The organism is Phocaeicola sp. RTP21359st1_B8_RTP21360_211022, assembly GCF_040911965.1.
In the GTDB taxonomy this organism is placed as follows: Bacteria; Bacteroidota; Bacteroidia; order Bacteroidales; family Bacteroidaceae; genus Phocaeicola; species Phocaeicola vulgatus.
Genome location: NZ_JBDFXP010000001.1, coordinates 163,979 through 180,547, shown reverse-complemented (window position 1 = coordinate 180,547; position 16,569 = coordinate 163,979). Strand labels below are relative to the sequence as shown.

The window sequence follows — 16,569 nt, the reverse complement described above, 5'->3', positions numbered from 1 at the left end:
TATCATAATCCTGCTGCAGATTTTAAGCGGCTGATAGCTGTTTCTATCATATCATGTGTGCCACTGCCGTCTGCTACGTATTTTATGACCATTTCAGTGAATGCAACAGCGTCTTTTAATGTCGGATCTGTAGAATCGTCTATGGTGCCTACGCGCCTTAATAGAGCAGATAAAGGTCTTAAATCTTCCATTTCGGGTAAGTTACCCGGTCTCATTGTATTGATGACGGTATTCAAACTAGCTACTATGGCATTGACTTCTCCTTGGGAGTAGTTTTTATCCTTATTAAAATATACATTTTGGGCATGTTCCAATGTACGTTTCAAACGGGTAAACCCGAAATGAGCCCAAGGAGCAAATTCAGGAACCTTGACTGCGAGAGCATTCCATTTTTCTTGGTTTGTTTGGCGTTCCATAGCTATATTAAGTAACTCCTTTAATTCTGTTTTATCTACATTATTTGCCAGTACCAAAGAAGCGGTGGCATCTTGTAGTGATAAAGTTTGTTTATCAATAACGATTTGTAAATCAATGTTATCCATTACTTCATGGGCGCTTTCAAGAGTAGCTTGCAATGTTTTAAAACTATCAGTAGTATAAAGGTCCGGATTACATTTTTTAGCTATATGGATACTGGCTTCAAGATTGCTCTTATCTAATCGGGAGGCGACTAATGATTCTATGGCCTTGTCAATATTGTCTACACAAGTAGAAATGGTAGTTTCTGTCAGAGGAGATATTTTCATTAGTTTCTCTCCCTCTTGTATAGCGGTTGTTAGTTTGGCGAAACTTGCTTTTGTGTAATGGCTTTTACTAAATGCCGTAGTTTCTCGTAATTTTGCCGACAGAGCCATTTTCAGTTCTACAGTAGGATCTTTAATATGATTGATGCGGAAGTAATGAGTTGTATGGTCATGGCGATAATAATCTGGTTGGAAAGTTCGTCCACCTTGCATTAGTGTATATAAATTTCCTGTAGTACCGGTTTGCAGACCGTTAGGTTCAACAACGGTAATACTGGCAAGACGTGAGTCTATATTGAGTGTTGCTTCCGTCCAATTAGTGATATCGGTAGCTGTCATGGCAAACGGTCCATACATTAATGTACCTACCCAAGCCGTTTCAAGTTGGTGTCCGTCTTTACTTGCTATTTCGGTTGGTAGCTTGTCGGGACCATAGTCTATATGTTTAGTGAATGGCATTGTAATTTCTACTATATCATTTTCTTTCCATTGCCGGGTAGGTATTACCGCGTATGAACAAGGTTGATAATGAGTGGCAATAGAGATTCCATTTAGTTTTACATCAAAGCCGTCGGTGGCCCAATAAGGTACTCGAAGTTTCATGGCAAATCGGGCTTCTCCGGCAGTAACTTTAATTGTGGAGCTTTTTGCTGGCCACAAACATTCCTGTTGTAAAGTGATATTTTTCTCTTCCCAATGGAGTGTGGTAGGCATATAAAGGGCTACCCACAATGTATTGTCTGAAACAAAGTAGGTTGCTTCCTGATATTTTACATGATTTTCAGATCCCGTACCTCCGCAGCAGGTAGATTGCGGAGTTTCGTTGCCCCATGGTTTCGATGCATTTAGTCCTACGGCATATTGATAAGTAGTCTGATAGTGTTCAGGGTGTAATGAGCCGATTATTTGGTTGTAAAGTGTCCGTTCGTAATAATCCATGTAACGGGCATCGTCCGGATTAAAACAGTTGAGGTCTTTTGTTAATTTTAGCAAGTTATATGCACAACAAGTTTCATTGATATGTGGATTTGAGTGACTCTCTCCTTCAGATACGCCATTCATGGCCATACTTACTATTTGGGTATAGGGCTGTCTGAACATTTCGCCATTACCCACACCGCCGGTAGAATAACGATAACGTCCTTGTATTAAATTCCAGAAATTATGGGATACATGATAATAAAATGTATCATTGTTACTTAAATAACTTCTCAGTGCACCGATGATCATAGGGATATGCTGATTGGCGTGTCTGTTACGTATATCATCAATATTCTTTGAAAGCGGTTCGTAAAAGGCCGGACTATCAAAACAATTGGATGCTTCTATCAGACGCGCCTTCTCTTCAGGGGCGCTGACCATTTCTGAAAGACGTGCTAAAGATTCTCCCATACCTCCCACTTCACCTGCAATGTACATGTTCCACATTTCATAACGATTGCCGGGATGTGTCCTGTGTTCTTCTTGTGTTCCGTCTTTTTTTACATAAGTGCGGTAGTGCATTCTATTCCATACCCACAGACCCATATCTTTGGCTATGAGCAATGCTTTGTCGGCAATGCTTTTATCATCCATATAAGTTGCAATATCTATCAGACCCGCTAACTGTTTGTGAATGGAGTAATAGGGAGCCCATACCCAGTCCGAATTGTTATATGCACGATACATCTCTATCAGTGCGGGATGGTGCGGGGGGATCGCATTTAGATAACCATAGCCATAAGTAGCCCATTTTGTTTTATGTTCATCAAAAGCTTCCCATGTACCTTTCATCTTTTTCAATTCTTCTTCAGGGGCAAAATCACGGGCTTCGAGATACCTTCCTAATTCTTCGCTCCATACGAATGTACGCTCCTGACATTCGCGCAGTTCATTCACCATTCGGGTGATGTTACGGCGTAAAATTTCTTTATGCGAAGGATTTGTTGCAGCGGCATAGGCAAGGGCCAGTGCGGACATATAGTGTCCGGAACCATGTCCTTTTAATTTAGTTTCAGGTGAGTCCCATCCGTCAGACCGGGTATATCCTTCGGTACTCAGGCCATAAGTGTCGCGATAATTATATAGCTGTTGGCTTACATCCCAACTGATAATCTCTTTAATGGCAAGATCACGATTGGAGGTCAGGCGATTGTTGCCGTTAATCTTTACATTGTTTAAGGGGATAGTATGGGCTATTAGCTTGGGGGAAATTGTATTTTTAGTGTCTACCACCTCTATTTTAGCAGTGATAGGATATCCGTTTTCTGTAGTATCGTCTCCTATAATGAATCCGTTTATTGTGTATTGGCTTCCAATGGGATAAACTTTATCGTCAGCCTCTGATTGTTCTGTGGATAAAGCGGAATTGGACCATTTAGTTTGACGGTATTCACCTTGTCCGTCTGAATAAGTCACCCATACTTGATAAGGTAATTGAGGAACAGTTCCCACAGGACAATAGATCACGATGGGTTGTACAGAAGTTATGCTTCGTACTTCGATAACATTTGTCTGTAAGATGGATGTTGCTGTTTTATTAGGATTTAGTGTATACGCCTCAATGGGTATTGTTGTCAATAGGGATAATCCTGTAAAGAGAGTAAAAGATAAATATCTGTTCATTTCCATGAGCATATTTTAAGTAATGATTTTATAAGAGATGGGAATATAAAGCCCGGTTCTAATAACTTAAACCGGGCTGGAAAATAAATATTTGTTTAAATAATTAGCAACTATTGAGAAGAAAGAAGGTTGCTTTCTATCACATTATTTCTTATTTACCGGCATAGCCTGGATTTTGCTGTAAATTAGGGTTTGTATTAAGATGATCTAAATGAATCGGGAACAGGATAGAGTTGCCATTCAAGTCATTGGCAGTCGGAGTATGATTAAACCAACTTTTCTTCTGATAGGTTCCGAAGCGAATCATATCCGTACGTCGACGGGCCTCGGCTGCAAATTCCCATCCCCATTCATCATAAAGTCCGCCTAATTCTACGACTTCTGTATTACCCGCATCATCAATCTGACCTTTTTCGTCAAGCGTACCATAGTTAATATGTGTATCGCCTTTTAACCAAGCTGCATCAACCGTTGCTTTTTCCGGATGAGCCGATTCACGGAATGCACGCTCACGGATCTGTGATACGATATGGGCTGCTTCGGTTTCGTTTTGTCCTAAGCGGAGCAGACATTCTGCTTTCATCAGCAATACTTCAGTATAACGGAAATAAGGGAAGTCGTTGCTTAGAAGGCTTTTAGCTCCTACCTTAATTTCGTATTTTCCTACCCGATAACCGTCATCTGTGTCTGTTTTGTAAATACTGGGTAGCTTATTGGGGAAAGTGGTGATCAGTACTCCGTCCGGGCTGTACTGGTCACCTTGCAGCCATGTATATTTTAACCGCATATCATCAGGATCATAGCTGTTAATGAACTGAGGGTTTGCTGCTGAACCTCCCCATGGGGTGGTTTGCATATTGAAGACCTTACGACTGTTTGAAGATAGAAATTTCATGTGGGCTCCAAAAACAGGACCATTGTTGTCCCCTTCATTATAAACTTCATCATAAGGAATGGCAAAGATCGTTTCCACACATCCGGAGTTTTCTGTTTTGAAGATATCTGTGTAGTTTGTTTCTAAACTAAACAAACCGCTGTTAATGATATCGTTACATTGTTCCAGACATTCGTTCCACATTGGAGTTCCTGTATAGACCCCAGCATTCAGATACATACGTGCCATCAAGCATTTGGCCCCCCATTGAGTGAGTCTGCCATAAGTGGATTTATTGACTTCAGTAGGCAAATTGGGCATTACTTCTTTCAGTTCATTGATAATGAAGTCAAAAACTTGTTTACGAGTAGATTGAACCGGAACCTCTTCACTGAAACTGGTTTGTATAGGAATATTTCCATGTGTATCGCAAAGAATGGAGTACCAAAGTGCACGTACTCCTTTTACCTCAGCTACGACTTTAGGTTTACTTTCTTCTGTAAAAAAACCTTCATCGGCACGTTTTAATATTTTATTGGCATTGGCGATGCCTTTATAGCAATAGTCCCAAATACTTTGGGGCTGTCCTTGCTGGTTGTCCCAAGTGTGTTTGTGCATTTGCTTGTAAGTACCTCCGTCATCCCAGCCGTTCGGGCGGGTAGGTGTGACAATTACATCGCCCGATTCTTCCTGTAGGTCAAACAAGCCATACCAGTCCATCACAAAGCGTAATTGTGAATAGGTGGTAGCCAACAAGGCTATCTCATCGGCTTCGGTTGGTACATAGTCTTCTTCAATGATTTCAGAATAAGGCTCCTCATCCAAATTAAAGCAACTGCTTATACTGAGCATGGCAGATGCACAGAGTGCATAAACACCATATTTAAATAGTTTCATAACTGTTCTTTTTTGTTTAATTAGATTTAGAATGTAAGATTAACTCCAAAAGTATAAGTGCGATTGGTAGGATACTTGTCGCGATTGTCAGTACCGGCATCCAATAATCCATAGGTGTTGCTGCTCAATGGTACTTCCGGATCCATACCCTTGTAACCGGTAATGGTAGCTAGATTCAATACTGAAGCATAGATACGTAGGTTTTTGATGATATGCTGTTTGGATAGTTTGAAGGTATACCCCAAAGTCACATTGTCAATTTTCCAGTAATCACCGTCCTCTACGTAATAGCTGACATAGCGTTGGTCATCTTTCAATTGGGTTTTGCCATATACTTTGTCAAAAGCAGAATTCAGGCGGTTGTACTGGATTTCAGGTTTTGCATTTTCATAATACATACGTTGGTAATTCAAAATCTGGAAGCCGAAAGCACCACGCATATTTATACTTAAATCGAAATTAAAGAAATTGAAGGTATTGTTCCAGTTCAGATAATGTTTAGGAATACCATTACCTAATACTTGCCAGTCAGTGGCATCGGTTTCCTCGGCTAAAACATGTTCACCTTTTTTGTTTTCTACCAACCATAGTCCGTCATCTGTAATATCAACCGATTTCAAACCATAGAAAGTACCTATAGGCTTGCCTACTTGGACGATATGGGTAGTGGTTTGAATGGGTTCTCCGGTATACCCTGTATAAAAATAATCTTGGTCCATCGAGAATTTCTCGCTGGATAGTGCAACGACCTTGTTTGAATTAGTAGAATAGGACACATTGGTATTCCAAGTGAATTTTTCTGTCTGGATAGGCGTAGCACGAATTAGAATTTCAAGTCCTTTATTTTCCATTTCCGATGCATTGGCTAGCATGGTTGGATACATATAAGGCGGAACAGGAACCTCGTAGTCCCAAAGAGCATCTTTTGTTCTACGTATATAGTAGTCAACGGTTCCACCCAATCGTCCTCCTAGGACATCCCAATCCAGACCTACATTGAATTCGTGTTTCTTTTCCCAACGCAGGTCAGCGTTGTTGTTACGGATTGTTTCCAATGCTTTGACCCATGTTCCATTGTACAGGAAAGCGCCATTATAATTCAAACTTGAGAGTGATGTGTACGGGTCGGCTACATTGATTCCGGTCACACCGTATCCCACGCGAAGTTTCAGGTTATCCATCCAATTCACATTTTTCATAAAATTCTCTCTGTTAATTCTCCATCCTAAAGAGATGCCGGGGAAATTACCCCACTTATGATCTTTACCGAACTTGGAAGAGCCTTCATGACGCAAAGAAGCCATCAATAAGTAGCGGTCATTGAAATTGTAACTGACACGGGTGAATAATCCGATTAATTTATCAGAATTTTTATAACTGGTCATGGAAGCTTCACCACGTTTCAAGGCCATACCTGCTTCCATTTTGTTGTAAGAATAAGCATCGGTAGGAAAATCGTAGTTGGACATGGACAGGTTAGAGTTGGTGTTGTCTTCATAGTTATAACCTATCAATACACTGACATTGTGCTTGCCGAATGCTTTCTGAAAGTTGGCCGTCAATTCTATCAGATTATTATCAAAATCAGAATCATAACGATATGCATAGCCGTTACGGCCACTCTTGGTTGTAGATACATGTTTCTTGGTTTGGTAATATCCATCGGTAGAAGTCGTACTCCGGCGGGCATACATGGCTTTCAAGGTCAAAGATTCAATAGGGCGGAAAGTCAGGCTACCATTGAAACGGATGTTTTTACGTTTCATTTCACCAATTGTTTCGCGGATATAACTTACAGGATTATCATAAAAATACAAGTCGCGCTCAAACCAGTCACCGTTCTCATCTTTTACAGGTTCTGTAGGATTGTGAATCAAAGCCTGTCGATAAGCGTATGTATTCCAACTGCGAGGCATGGTATGTTGGCTGACGAATGTACTGACATTGGCTGTCAATTTATTGTCATACATAGAGTGAGTGATGTCCATACGACCGTTTATAGCTTCAAAGTCAGTCTTTATAAAAGTACCTTGCCGGTTGGTATAGTTGATGGAGGCTGTATAATTGGTATTTTTACTACCACCTCTTAAGGATAAGTTGTGTGAATGAGAAACAGCTGTGCGGGTCAGTTCACCCAGCCAATCGGTATTGGCTCCGAAATCTTTCAAGTTAGCTCCGTTGAAAGTATATCCTTCATTCCATTTCTGACGAAGGTCATCAGCATCCATGAAATCAGGTCTGTTTAAAATGTTTGATACAGAAACATATCCATTATAATCAATGGTGGGAGCCATTTCTTTACGACTTTGTTTGGTTGTAATAATAATTACGCCATTTGTACCACGTGTACCATAAATGGCAGTAGCCGAACCGTCTTTTAATACATCGATGGACTCAACATCTTCAGGGGCTACTGTATTCAGACTTCCTGGCACTCCGTCAACTAATACTAATGGTGAAGTTCCACCTTTTAAAGATGAAATACCACGTAGCATAATTTGTGTGTTGCCGGTAGGATCTCCTGAAGGTAAAGAAATATTCAGCCCTGCTACCTTACCTTGTATCAGCTGGCCTGCATCGGTTACCGCCCCCTTCACAAAACTTTCTGATTTTACACTTGAAATAGCACTGGTCACATCACCCTTTCGCTGCGTACCATAACCGATCACAACCACTTCATCCATCAGTTCGGAATCGTCTTGCATGGTAATATCTTTCTTACCACCATTTCCGACTGGAATTTCCTGAGTCTGATAACCGATATAAGAAACAACCAATATGGATTTGGCATTTTTTACCTTCAGCGTATATTTACCGTCAAAATCGGTAATGGTACCGTTGGTCGTTCCTTTTTCCATGATATTGGCACCAATGATAGGCTCCCCTTTCCTGTCTTTCACCACACCGCTTACGGTTACAGTTTGCTGTTGTACCATTTCGGTTCTCATAGATTCTGTTGTTTCCGGTGTTGCCCATACACTACTGACTCCTGCACCCGCAGTAAGGAAAAGACAGGTGGTAGCCTTCAGCAAAGCCCTGCTGAACAAGGCCCGGTTCTCATGTGTTTTCATCATACAGTTTTATTTAAAAGGTTTATATGTTCATTCAGTTCACTTTCCATTCAATCACCCCTCCCGAAGCTCCTTTCTGCAATTGTGCTGCAATTTTAAGCCCCTTTGTTTTGACAGGTTTGAAATCCAAACTATTATAGCAATCTTTTTTTACAGTATATTCAGTCAACGCCTCTACCTCTTTCCAACTTTCGCCTTCTTTATAATATAGTTTCCAGCTTTCCGGCACACGGAAATCCCCGTCATAATGGTCAAAATCCAACCAATACACTTGTACGTTCGATACGGTATAAGGCTGGTCGAATTCATAAGCCAGTGTTTCGACAGTACCGTTCTTCAGCCACCAATAGTGGTAAGGTTTCGAGATATCCGATGAGCGTTTAGGTTCCCATTGGTCATTTACCCCCCATGCCCATGTTTCCACCGAAGCCGATTCGGGAGCATCTTTCTGTATAGGAGCCTGTATCATCAGAGTACGTGCTTTGCTGGCAATAGTAGCTTCCGGAGTGGGGCGGGCATACTCGGCCGCTTCGGGAATCCATACAGCCATCTGGTCGGCACCGCGGTTGTTCCATGTAGAATAAGGAATTGCTTTGAAGGGAACATCTTTTACCTTACCATTCCTGTCAATTTCTTTAGCTGTACCGCTCAGCACCATTACGCCATTCAACAAACCGGCATCGTAAGAAGCCTCCATCGGAGTACCGTCGGGGATGAATTTGTTGAATACAGTACTGTCGGCCTGGTCTTGTCCTTCCAGACAGAACATAATAGGACCCCGTTCTATAGCCAGTTTGCCACGGTCATCCTCTACTTGGTCATTTGCTTTCACACGACGTACCTCCATAGGAAGATTGATTTCAACCACATCACCCGCTTTCCAGTTGCGTACAAGGGTGGCATAACCGTCATATTGCTTCGCATTGACTTTGGAACCGTTCACAGAAATGCTGTAAGCCTGAGCCTTGTCTGTAAATGAGTAGAGATCTGTGGGTACGGGAGCGTCTTGCGCCCATCCGGGGATACGCACACGCAAAGCAAACTCCTGTTCTTTTTCGGGAGTGACGGCAATACTTATCTTTCCGTCCCACGGATAGCCTGTAGTTTGTTCCACATTTATTTTATTACTTTCCGTTTCAATATCCGCCTTGCTTTGGATAAAGAGATTGACATACACATCATTGCCTTGAGTGGCATACATATAATAAGGTACTGAAGCCATGAAACGGGTTATGTTGCCCGGACAGCAGGCACATCCGAACCAGTGTTGGCGCTCATGCTGCCCCATGGATTCCAACGGATTGTCATAGAAGAACTTGTCACCGCTGAGTGATACGCCCGAAATGACCCCGTTATACAACGCGCGTTCCAGCACATCCGCATATTTGGCATCTCCCGTAGCGAGAAACATACGATGATTCCAATACACATTGGCTATAGAGGCGCAGGTTTCGCAATAGGCTGTGTGATTATTCAGTTCATAGTTCGGACCGAATCCTTCACCTTGTGGGCGGGAACCGATTCCGCCTGTGATAAAGAGTTTTTTGCCGGCCATATTTTCCCAAATACGGGTTAAGGCATTGAAATAGGCGGTATCATGAGTCAAAGCGGCTACATCTGCCACTCCGGAGTAGAGATATCCGGCACGGACGGCATGACCTACTATCTCGTCTTGTTGCAGGATGGGCTTGTGATCCTGACTATATTCGCTCAGTTTATGTCCGTCTGTTCCTCTGCCGGTTTCTTCTACAAAATACTTAGCCGTCTGCAAATATTTCTCATCACCTGTCACCTTATATAGTTTGACAAGAGCCATCTCGGCGATAGGATGACCGCTGGGACGATGGATCTGCCCTTCGCCGGGTCCGAAGACCTGACATACCAGATCGGCATTTTTGATAGCCACATCCAATAATGTACGTTTTCCGGTGGCGCGATAATGAGCAACGGCGGCTTCGTACAAATGACCGCTGTTATAAAGTTCGTGGCTGTTGATTTTTTCCCAACGGTGCGTGCCCCACCAACCGGATAAACGGGTACATTGATTGGTTACACAAGTAGTAAGATAACCATCCGGTTCCTGTGCGGTAGCTATGATATGGATTACACTGTCCAGATAATGATCCAGTTTCCCGTCATATTTTACGGCCAGCGAGTAGGAAGCTCCTTCTATAATTTTATAGGGATCGGTATCGTCGAAAGAAAAGTCACCGCGATGCTCGCCTTTCATCAGACCACCCGCAATGGCAAAGTTATCGAATCGGCCGTTCTTTTCACATTCTTTGAAAGCGGATGGGATGGAAACGGTGCGGTTGGTTTCAATCCGCGGTGACCAGAAATTATCATCTAAATGAACTTGGGTGAAAGGAACTTCTTTGATAGGAGCATCAGGTTGTGTATAAGGTGTGCTACATGCGCATACACTTATTATAGCAATGCTGCTCCATACTATTTGCAATTTGTTTTTCATACTATATCTGTGTTTTTTATTTCAGTATCAACTATGTCAACAGATGCAAAGTAAGTGAACAAACCATTAAGTAGATAAAAGAAAAATCTATTATACTGCGAAAATCGTCTTAAAGATGATCAATCCATTTTCAACATAATAATATTGATTATCAGTATTTTATACTATTGTTATAGACAATTTTTTCATTCTATTGGACAATCGTTTTATCTTGTAAAGACAAGGATTAAGCAGATTTGTCTGTTTTTTGAGCTTGAATAGTTGGAGATACTTAATTCTTCTTAGAAAACCTCAATAAGATCCGGTGAAACTTTCCTTCTCTGATAATATAAATTAGATTGGCGTTCCTTATTCAATAAAAAACTTAATGATGCAGCTATGATATATGCGTATATTCGGGTTTCAACTGATAAACAGACTGTAGAGAACCAGCGGTTCGAGATAAATCGTTTTGCCAAACAAAGGGATTTCCAAATTGATGTGTGGGTGGAAGAAACGGTTTCAGGAACACGGTCAGCCAAAGACAGAAAGCTTGGCGTACTATTGAAAAGAATAAAGAAAGGGGATACATTGATTGTGTCGGAGATCTCTCGTTTGGGAAGAAGATTGATGGAAGTAATGAGTATACTGAATGCATGTATGTTGAAAAATGTCATCCTGCTCACGGTGAAAGAGAAATATGAGCTGGGAAATAATATACAATCTCAAATATTGGCATTCGCTTTTTCCCTTTCCGCACAAATAGAACGCGACTTGATTTCCCAACGTACCCGTGAGGGACTTGCACGCAGAATCGCCTCCGGACAAAAGTTGGGACGTCCCATGGGAGGACATAACTCGAAATATAAACTTACGGGAAAAGAAGAAAAAATTAAGGCTATGCTGGAGGCGGGAACCAGTAAGGCGGAGATGGCGAGGAAATTGAAAGTGAGCAGGAATACATTGGCAGCTTTCCTTAACAGAAACAGGACAGGGATTCCTTCGAACTGATAAAAGTGATATGTCTGTTATTCGTAATAAGAAGAAACAAAGCCTCTGATAGATTATTCTTACTTAAATTTCGGTTTTAGCATAAGGATATACATAAAGCACAAAAACGCTCTGTCACAGTAAAATGCACATTACTAATCACTTCCGGTGTAAAAGTCTCTCAAATCCCCTTCAATTGGTATGTCGGTGGGGAAACAAATCCGTTTTTGGGAATGCTCGCATTCGGGAATACCAGCGGACAAGATGTAGAGTCAGCCCCTCACTGCCTCCCGGCTACTCGTGGGCATCATAGTTCATATCTGACAGGATACTGTTTGTTTCGGCTATTGAACCTTGTTGCGTATGTAATAAGAACCTGTTTCTATCGTATCTTCACTCCGTTCCGTTTGATATTCCACCTAAGTGAAGCAACTATTCCACCCTAGTGAAAATGGCTGTTCACTAAAGTGAAATCGCCTCTTCACCTAGGCGAAGCAACGAACGCAGCCAGACAAAATATGCCACAGCTATGCTCTCTTGCAAGGAAGCGACCACAGCTATGGCACAGGAATTAAAACAACCTGTATACGTCAAGCCGAATTTGACAGCGGAGAATGGCAAACCGTTTCAAGGGGACTTAGAATCTATTTACACAGTATGTCGTTGATTTACAGTAATATACTGTTCATGATTTGGAATGGTAATGTGCTGATGCAGAAGAAACTGATACGAAAAATCATCGAAAAAATGGCATCTTATCTTTGTAATTACAAATGAACAATTTTGTACTTTCGATGAAAACGTGGATAGAACGGACGAATGAATGCTTCCATTGTAAGAGCAGACACTGCCTCTTATCGATTACAATTCTTCGCAAACAACCATTTCCATGCCTCGGTATACAATAATGATTTTATGTAGCATGGTAGGACCTATCGCTTTCTGCACAGACTCGCTCGAAGCGTAGCGTTCAGCTTGTTCAATGGCTTGTCGCCTTAATTGTTCTATCCGTTCGCTACTGTCTTTTCCTTTGGCATATTTCAGTTCGATGATGTAGGAGTGGCTCATGTCTTTGTAAATATCCAATAACGGATGCAAGAACAGGTTGACGTATCCTTCCTGACTGTCTTTCTCGGACACAGGACGATAGAAAGGATTTTGTGCGGTCATGGCAAGAGTAAAACCATGAACAAAATATTCACCTTTCTGCTTGTCCCGTTGCGAGGCATAACGGTGCAGGCATCCGGCAATGTATTCAAAATAAGGTTTCCATTTGCCATCATAAGCCAGCCCTGAGGCAAGCTTCCTCTTTTCATAACTGTCGAAAGTCAAGTCGTTTTCATGATAAGTATCCAGAATGTAGGCAAAGAGTTGTTCACATACCACCTGGTTAGGGATGGTGAGTTTGGTTTCTCCTTTATGCATTCCGCTGATGGCCAGCATTCCGAAGTAGAAAAGCAATCAGTTCTATCAACTCGTCTACCGAATGATTGAATGGGCATGTTGTGGAGTAATACTCCAGCATATCCCGTACATCTTTTTCTGTGAATCCTGTCATTTCATTGAATTGTGGATTCAGCGTGTAATTGGTGCCGATGTTGAATCCGCTGGTCAGGTCGTCCATGGATAGATAATAAGATAAGAATTGCGTTCGGGAGTGGGGTGTTGTCCATGGTAGTTTTATCCGTTTACGATAAAACAATACCGGGTGACTCATATTAACATCTTCACATGCCAAGCTTAAAATAAAACATGCAGTAATATATGTGTATAATTATTTTCTTCTTCTTCCTGTCAAAACAAAGGGGCTTAAAATTGCAGCACAATTGCAGAAAGGAGCTTCGGGAGGGGTGATTGAATGGAAAGTGAACTGAATGAACATATAAACCTTTTAAATAAAACTGTATGATGAAAACACATGAGAACCGGACCTTGTTCAGCAGGGCTTTGCTGAAGGCTACCACCTGTCTTTTCCTTACTGCGGGTGCAGGAGTCAGTAGTGTATGGGCAACACCGGAAACAACAGAATCTATGAGAACCGAAATGGTACAACAGCAAACTGTAACCGTAAGCGGTGTGGTGAAAGACAGGAAAGGGGAGCCTATCATTGGTGCCAATATCATGGAAAAAGGAACGACCAACGGTACCATTACCGATTTTGACGGTAAATATACGCTGAAGGTAAAAAGTGCCCAGTCCGTTTTGACAATATCTTATATTGGCTATAAGACCCAGGAAATTCCAGTCGGAAATGGTGGTAAGAAAGATATTACCCTGCAAGACGATTCCGAACTGATGGATGAAGTGGTTGTAATCGGTTATGGTACGCAGCGCAAGGGAGATGTAACCAGTGCGGTGGCTTCTGTGAAGGCCGAAGACTTTACAGCAGGTAAGATTGGAGATGCAGCCGAACTGATTAAAGGTAAAGTGGCGGGATTGACCATTGCGAAAGGCTCCGGTGATCCGAATGCGGAATCTACAATTCGTTTGCGTGGTGTGATTTCATTGCAGGGAGGCTCTACTCCATTGGTATTGGTGGACGGAATAGAAGGTGGTTTAGGAACGGTTTCCCCCGAAAACATAGCTTCTATTGATGTGTTGAAGGATGCTTCTGCGGCAGCTATTTATGGTACACGAGGTGCTAATGGCGTTATTTTGATTACTACAAAAAACGGCCAGCGCGAGTCGCGTACGGCTGCCAATTATTCCGGGTATATGTCTCTTTCCAAGTTTGGCAAGACGCTTGATTTCTATGGAGCAGAGGAAATCCGTCAGGGATTGACAAACTATGCTGATAAAGGGTATGATACGGATTGGTTGGATGCGGTATCCCGTACTGCATTTACTCATAACCATAATTTTAATATTTCCGGAGGATCAAAAAATACCACTTATTCTGCGGATTTTACGTATCGCAAAGAGGAAGGTGTGTTGCTTGAGACCTATAATGAAGAGATGAGAATGAGGTTTGATGTTTCTCACTGGATGTTAAATGATATGTTGAAAGTGAATTTCAATATGGTAAAGACATTCCATAAGAATGGTCCGATTGATGCGGCAGGTCTGGGTATTTACCGACAGGCTATTATGCGTAACCCTACTGAACCCATCTGGAATGAGGATGGAACTTTTTACGAGAATTTTGCCGTAAATTATTATTATAATCCGGTAGGTATCATCCGTGAACAGGATGGTAAATACAATAGTGAGAATACCCGGATGACGGGGAATATCACCTTTGAACCGATTAAAAACTGGCAGACCAACCTCATGTTAAGCCGTAGGGTTACTAGTGATCATAATCGTGGATATTATACTTCCGAATATTTTTCACAGAAGAGCGAGAATCACACAGGATATGCTTATCATTCTCAGAATGAATATACCACAGATAATCTGGAAGTTACTTCTAAATATAATCATACTTGGAATAAACATCGTTTTGATGCATTGGTGGGCTATAATTATCAGTATAATGTAAATGAAGGTTTTGGAGCTAATAACTATGATTATCCAACAGATTTTTATCTTTGGAATAACTTGGGATTAGGTACAGCTTTGAAAGATGGAAAAGCCGGCATGAGCAGTTACAAGAATGACAATACCTTGATTGGTTTCTTCGGACGTGTGAGCTATGGTTACGATAATAAATATAATGTTCTGCTGAGTGTACGCCGTGAAGGCTCTTCCAAATTTGGTGAGAACAATAAATGGGCTACTTTCCCTTCTGTTTCTTTGGGATGGACTATCAGTAACGAAAAATTCATGGAAGGCCTTACGTGGCTGAATAACTTAAAGTTACGTGCCGGTTATGGTGTGACAGGTGTCATTGTAGGTGACTCTTATAATTCATTAACCCGGTATGAGTATGGTTCTCCTTATTTCTATGATAATGGCGTCTGGCATCAGGGGTTAAGCGTAAAATCCAATCCTAATCCTGATTTGAAATGGGAAACCTCCAAGGAATTTAATATTGGTCTGGACTGGGCTGTATTGGATGAACGCCTGAGTGGTTCTATTGATGTATATCAGAAGAAGACTTCGGATATGCTGTATGATTTTACGGTACCGACTCCTCCCAATTTGTATAACAAGACTTTGGCTAATGCCGGCAAGATGCGTAACCAAGGTATTGAAATTGCTGTCAATGCTATTCCTGTACGGACAAAGGATTTTGAATGGAAAACCACAGTTACCGCCTCTCATAATGCGAACAAATTATTGAGTCTTTCAAATGACTTGTATGAGACTTCAAATCAGATAGATCATGCTTATTTGGGTGAACCTATCAATCTTTCTACCCAGCGGATGGAAGTGGGGAGATCTATGGGACAATTTTATGGCATGAAGTCCGTTGGTGTTTCAGAGAATGGCTTATGGCTGATTGAAAATGCAAAGACTGGTGAGATTGAAGAGTTTACAGACAATATGCTGTCTAATGATGACTACCGTCAATATTTAGGGAATGCTCTTCCTAAATTGTATTTGGGATGGAACAACTCGTTCAGATATAAAAATTTTGATTTATCTTTCCAGATGACAGGCCAGTTTGGTTTTAAGATTCTGAACGAGCCTCGTGCTTATTATGAGAACAACTCGATCGCTTATAATCGCTTGAAATCTGTGCAAAAGGCTCCTTATGGTGGACAATATACCTTATCAACAGCCCAAAAACAGACTTTTGTAAGCTATTATTTGGAGGATGGTGATTTTTTGAAAATGACTAACATTACGTTGGGCTATAACATTCCATTGAAAAGCAGTAAGTTTGTGAAAAATATCCGGGCTTATGTTTCTGCCGATAATTTATTCTGCATTACCGGATATGATGGATTGGATCCTGAAATGTCAAATGGTGATATTTGGTCTTTGGGTATTGACTGGCGCGATAAATATCCTTCTACCCGTTCATTCACTTTCGGTCTGAATGTATCTTTCTAA

Annotated in this window: 8 protein-coding genes; 2 read left to right on the top strand and 6 right to left on the bottom strand. The window is 41.5% G+C overall.

Annotated elements, in window-relative coordinates; translation table 11 throughout:
- Window positions 1-2: 2 nt before the first annotated feature.
- The 4 genes from AB5062_RS00625 to AB5062_RS00610 all read right to left on the bottom strand — a co-directional run bounded on the left by AB5062_RS00625 (window position 3) and on the right by AB5062_RS00610 (window position 10,659).
- On the bottom strand, window positions 3-3,359 hold the full coding sequence (locus tag AB5062_RS00625; RefSeq protein WP_115649008.1) for a beta-L-arabinofuranosidase domain-containing protein: 3,357 nt from the start codon (window positions 3,357-3,359) through the stop codon (window positions 3-5).
- Window positions 3,360-3,498: 139 nt separating this feature from the next.
- Window positions 3,499-5,118 (bottom strand): RagB/SusD family nutrient uptake outer membrane protein, encoded by a 1,620-nt coding sequence (locus AB5062_RS00620; RefSeq protein ID WP_011965061.1) that lies wholly within the window; start codon window positions 5,116-5,118, stop codon window positions 3,499-3,501.
- 26 nt (window positions 5,119-5,144) lie between these two features.
- Window positions 5,145-8,192, bottom strand: a complete 3,048-nt coding sequence (locus tag AB5062_RS00615; protein WP_224205244.1) for a TonB-dependent receptor — start codon at window positions 8,190-8,192, stop codon at window positions 5,145-5,147.
- 31 nt (window positions 8,193-8,223) lie between these two features.
- Window positions 8,224-10,659: a glycoside hydrolase family 127 protein gene (locus AB5062_RS00610; RefSeq protein ID WP_008666516.1), complete on the bottom strand. Its 2,436-nt coding sequence runs from the start codon at window positions 10,657-10,659 to the stop codon at window positions 8,224-8,226.
- 378 nt (window positions 10,660-11,037) lie between these two features.
- Between AB5062_RS00610 and AB5062_RS00605 the strand changes: the two genes are divergently transcribed.
- Window positions 11,038-11,649: a master DNA invertase Mpi family serine-type recombinase gene (locus tag AB5062_RS00605; RefSeq protein ID WP_005844090.1), complete on the top strand. Its 612-nt coding sequence runs from the start codon at window positions 11,038-11,040 to the stop codon at window positions 11,647-11,649.
- An 840-nt stretch (window positions 11,650-12,489) separates the two neighbouring features.
- Here the strand turns inward: AB5062_RS00605 and AB5062_RS00600 are convergent.
- Both AB5062_RS00600 and AB5062_RS00595 read right to left on the bottom strand, forming a co-directional pair.
- On the bottom strand, window positions 12,490-13,053 hold the full coding sequence (locus AB5062_RS00600; RefSeq protein WP_317218649.1) for a PD-(D/E)XK nuclease domain-containing protein: 564 nt from the start codon (window positions 13,051-13,053) through the stop codon (window positions 12,490-12,492).
- Window positions 13,046-13,345 (bottom strand): AAA family ATPase, encoded by a 300-nt coding sequence (locus AB5062_RS00595; protein WP_008781323.1) that lies wholly within the window; start codon window positions 13,343-13,345, stop codon window positions 13,046-13,048. Before AB5062_RS00595 ends, AB5062_RS00600 begins: the two co-directional genes overlap by 8 nt.
- A 191-nt stretch (window positions 13,346-13,536) precedes the next feature.
- On the opposite strand from AB5062_RS00595, the gene AB5062_RS00590 reads away from it, so the two are divergent.
- A complete protein-coding gene (locus AB5062_RS00590; RefSeq protein ID WP_032953003.1) occupies window positions 13,537-16,569 on the top strand; it encodes a TonB-dependent receptor in 3,033 nt (1,010 codons plus the stop codon).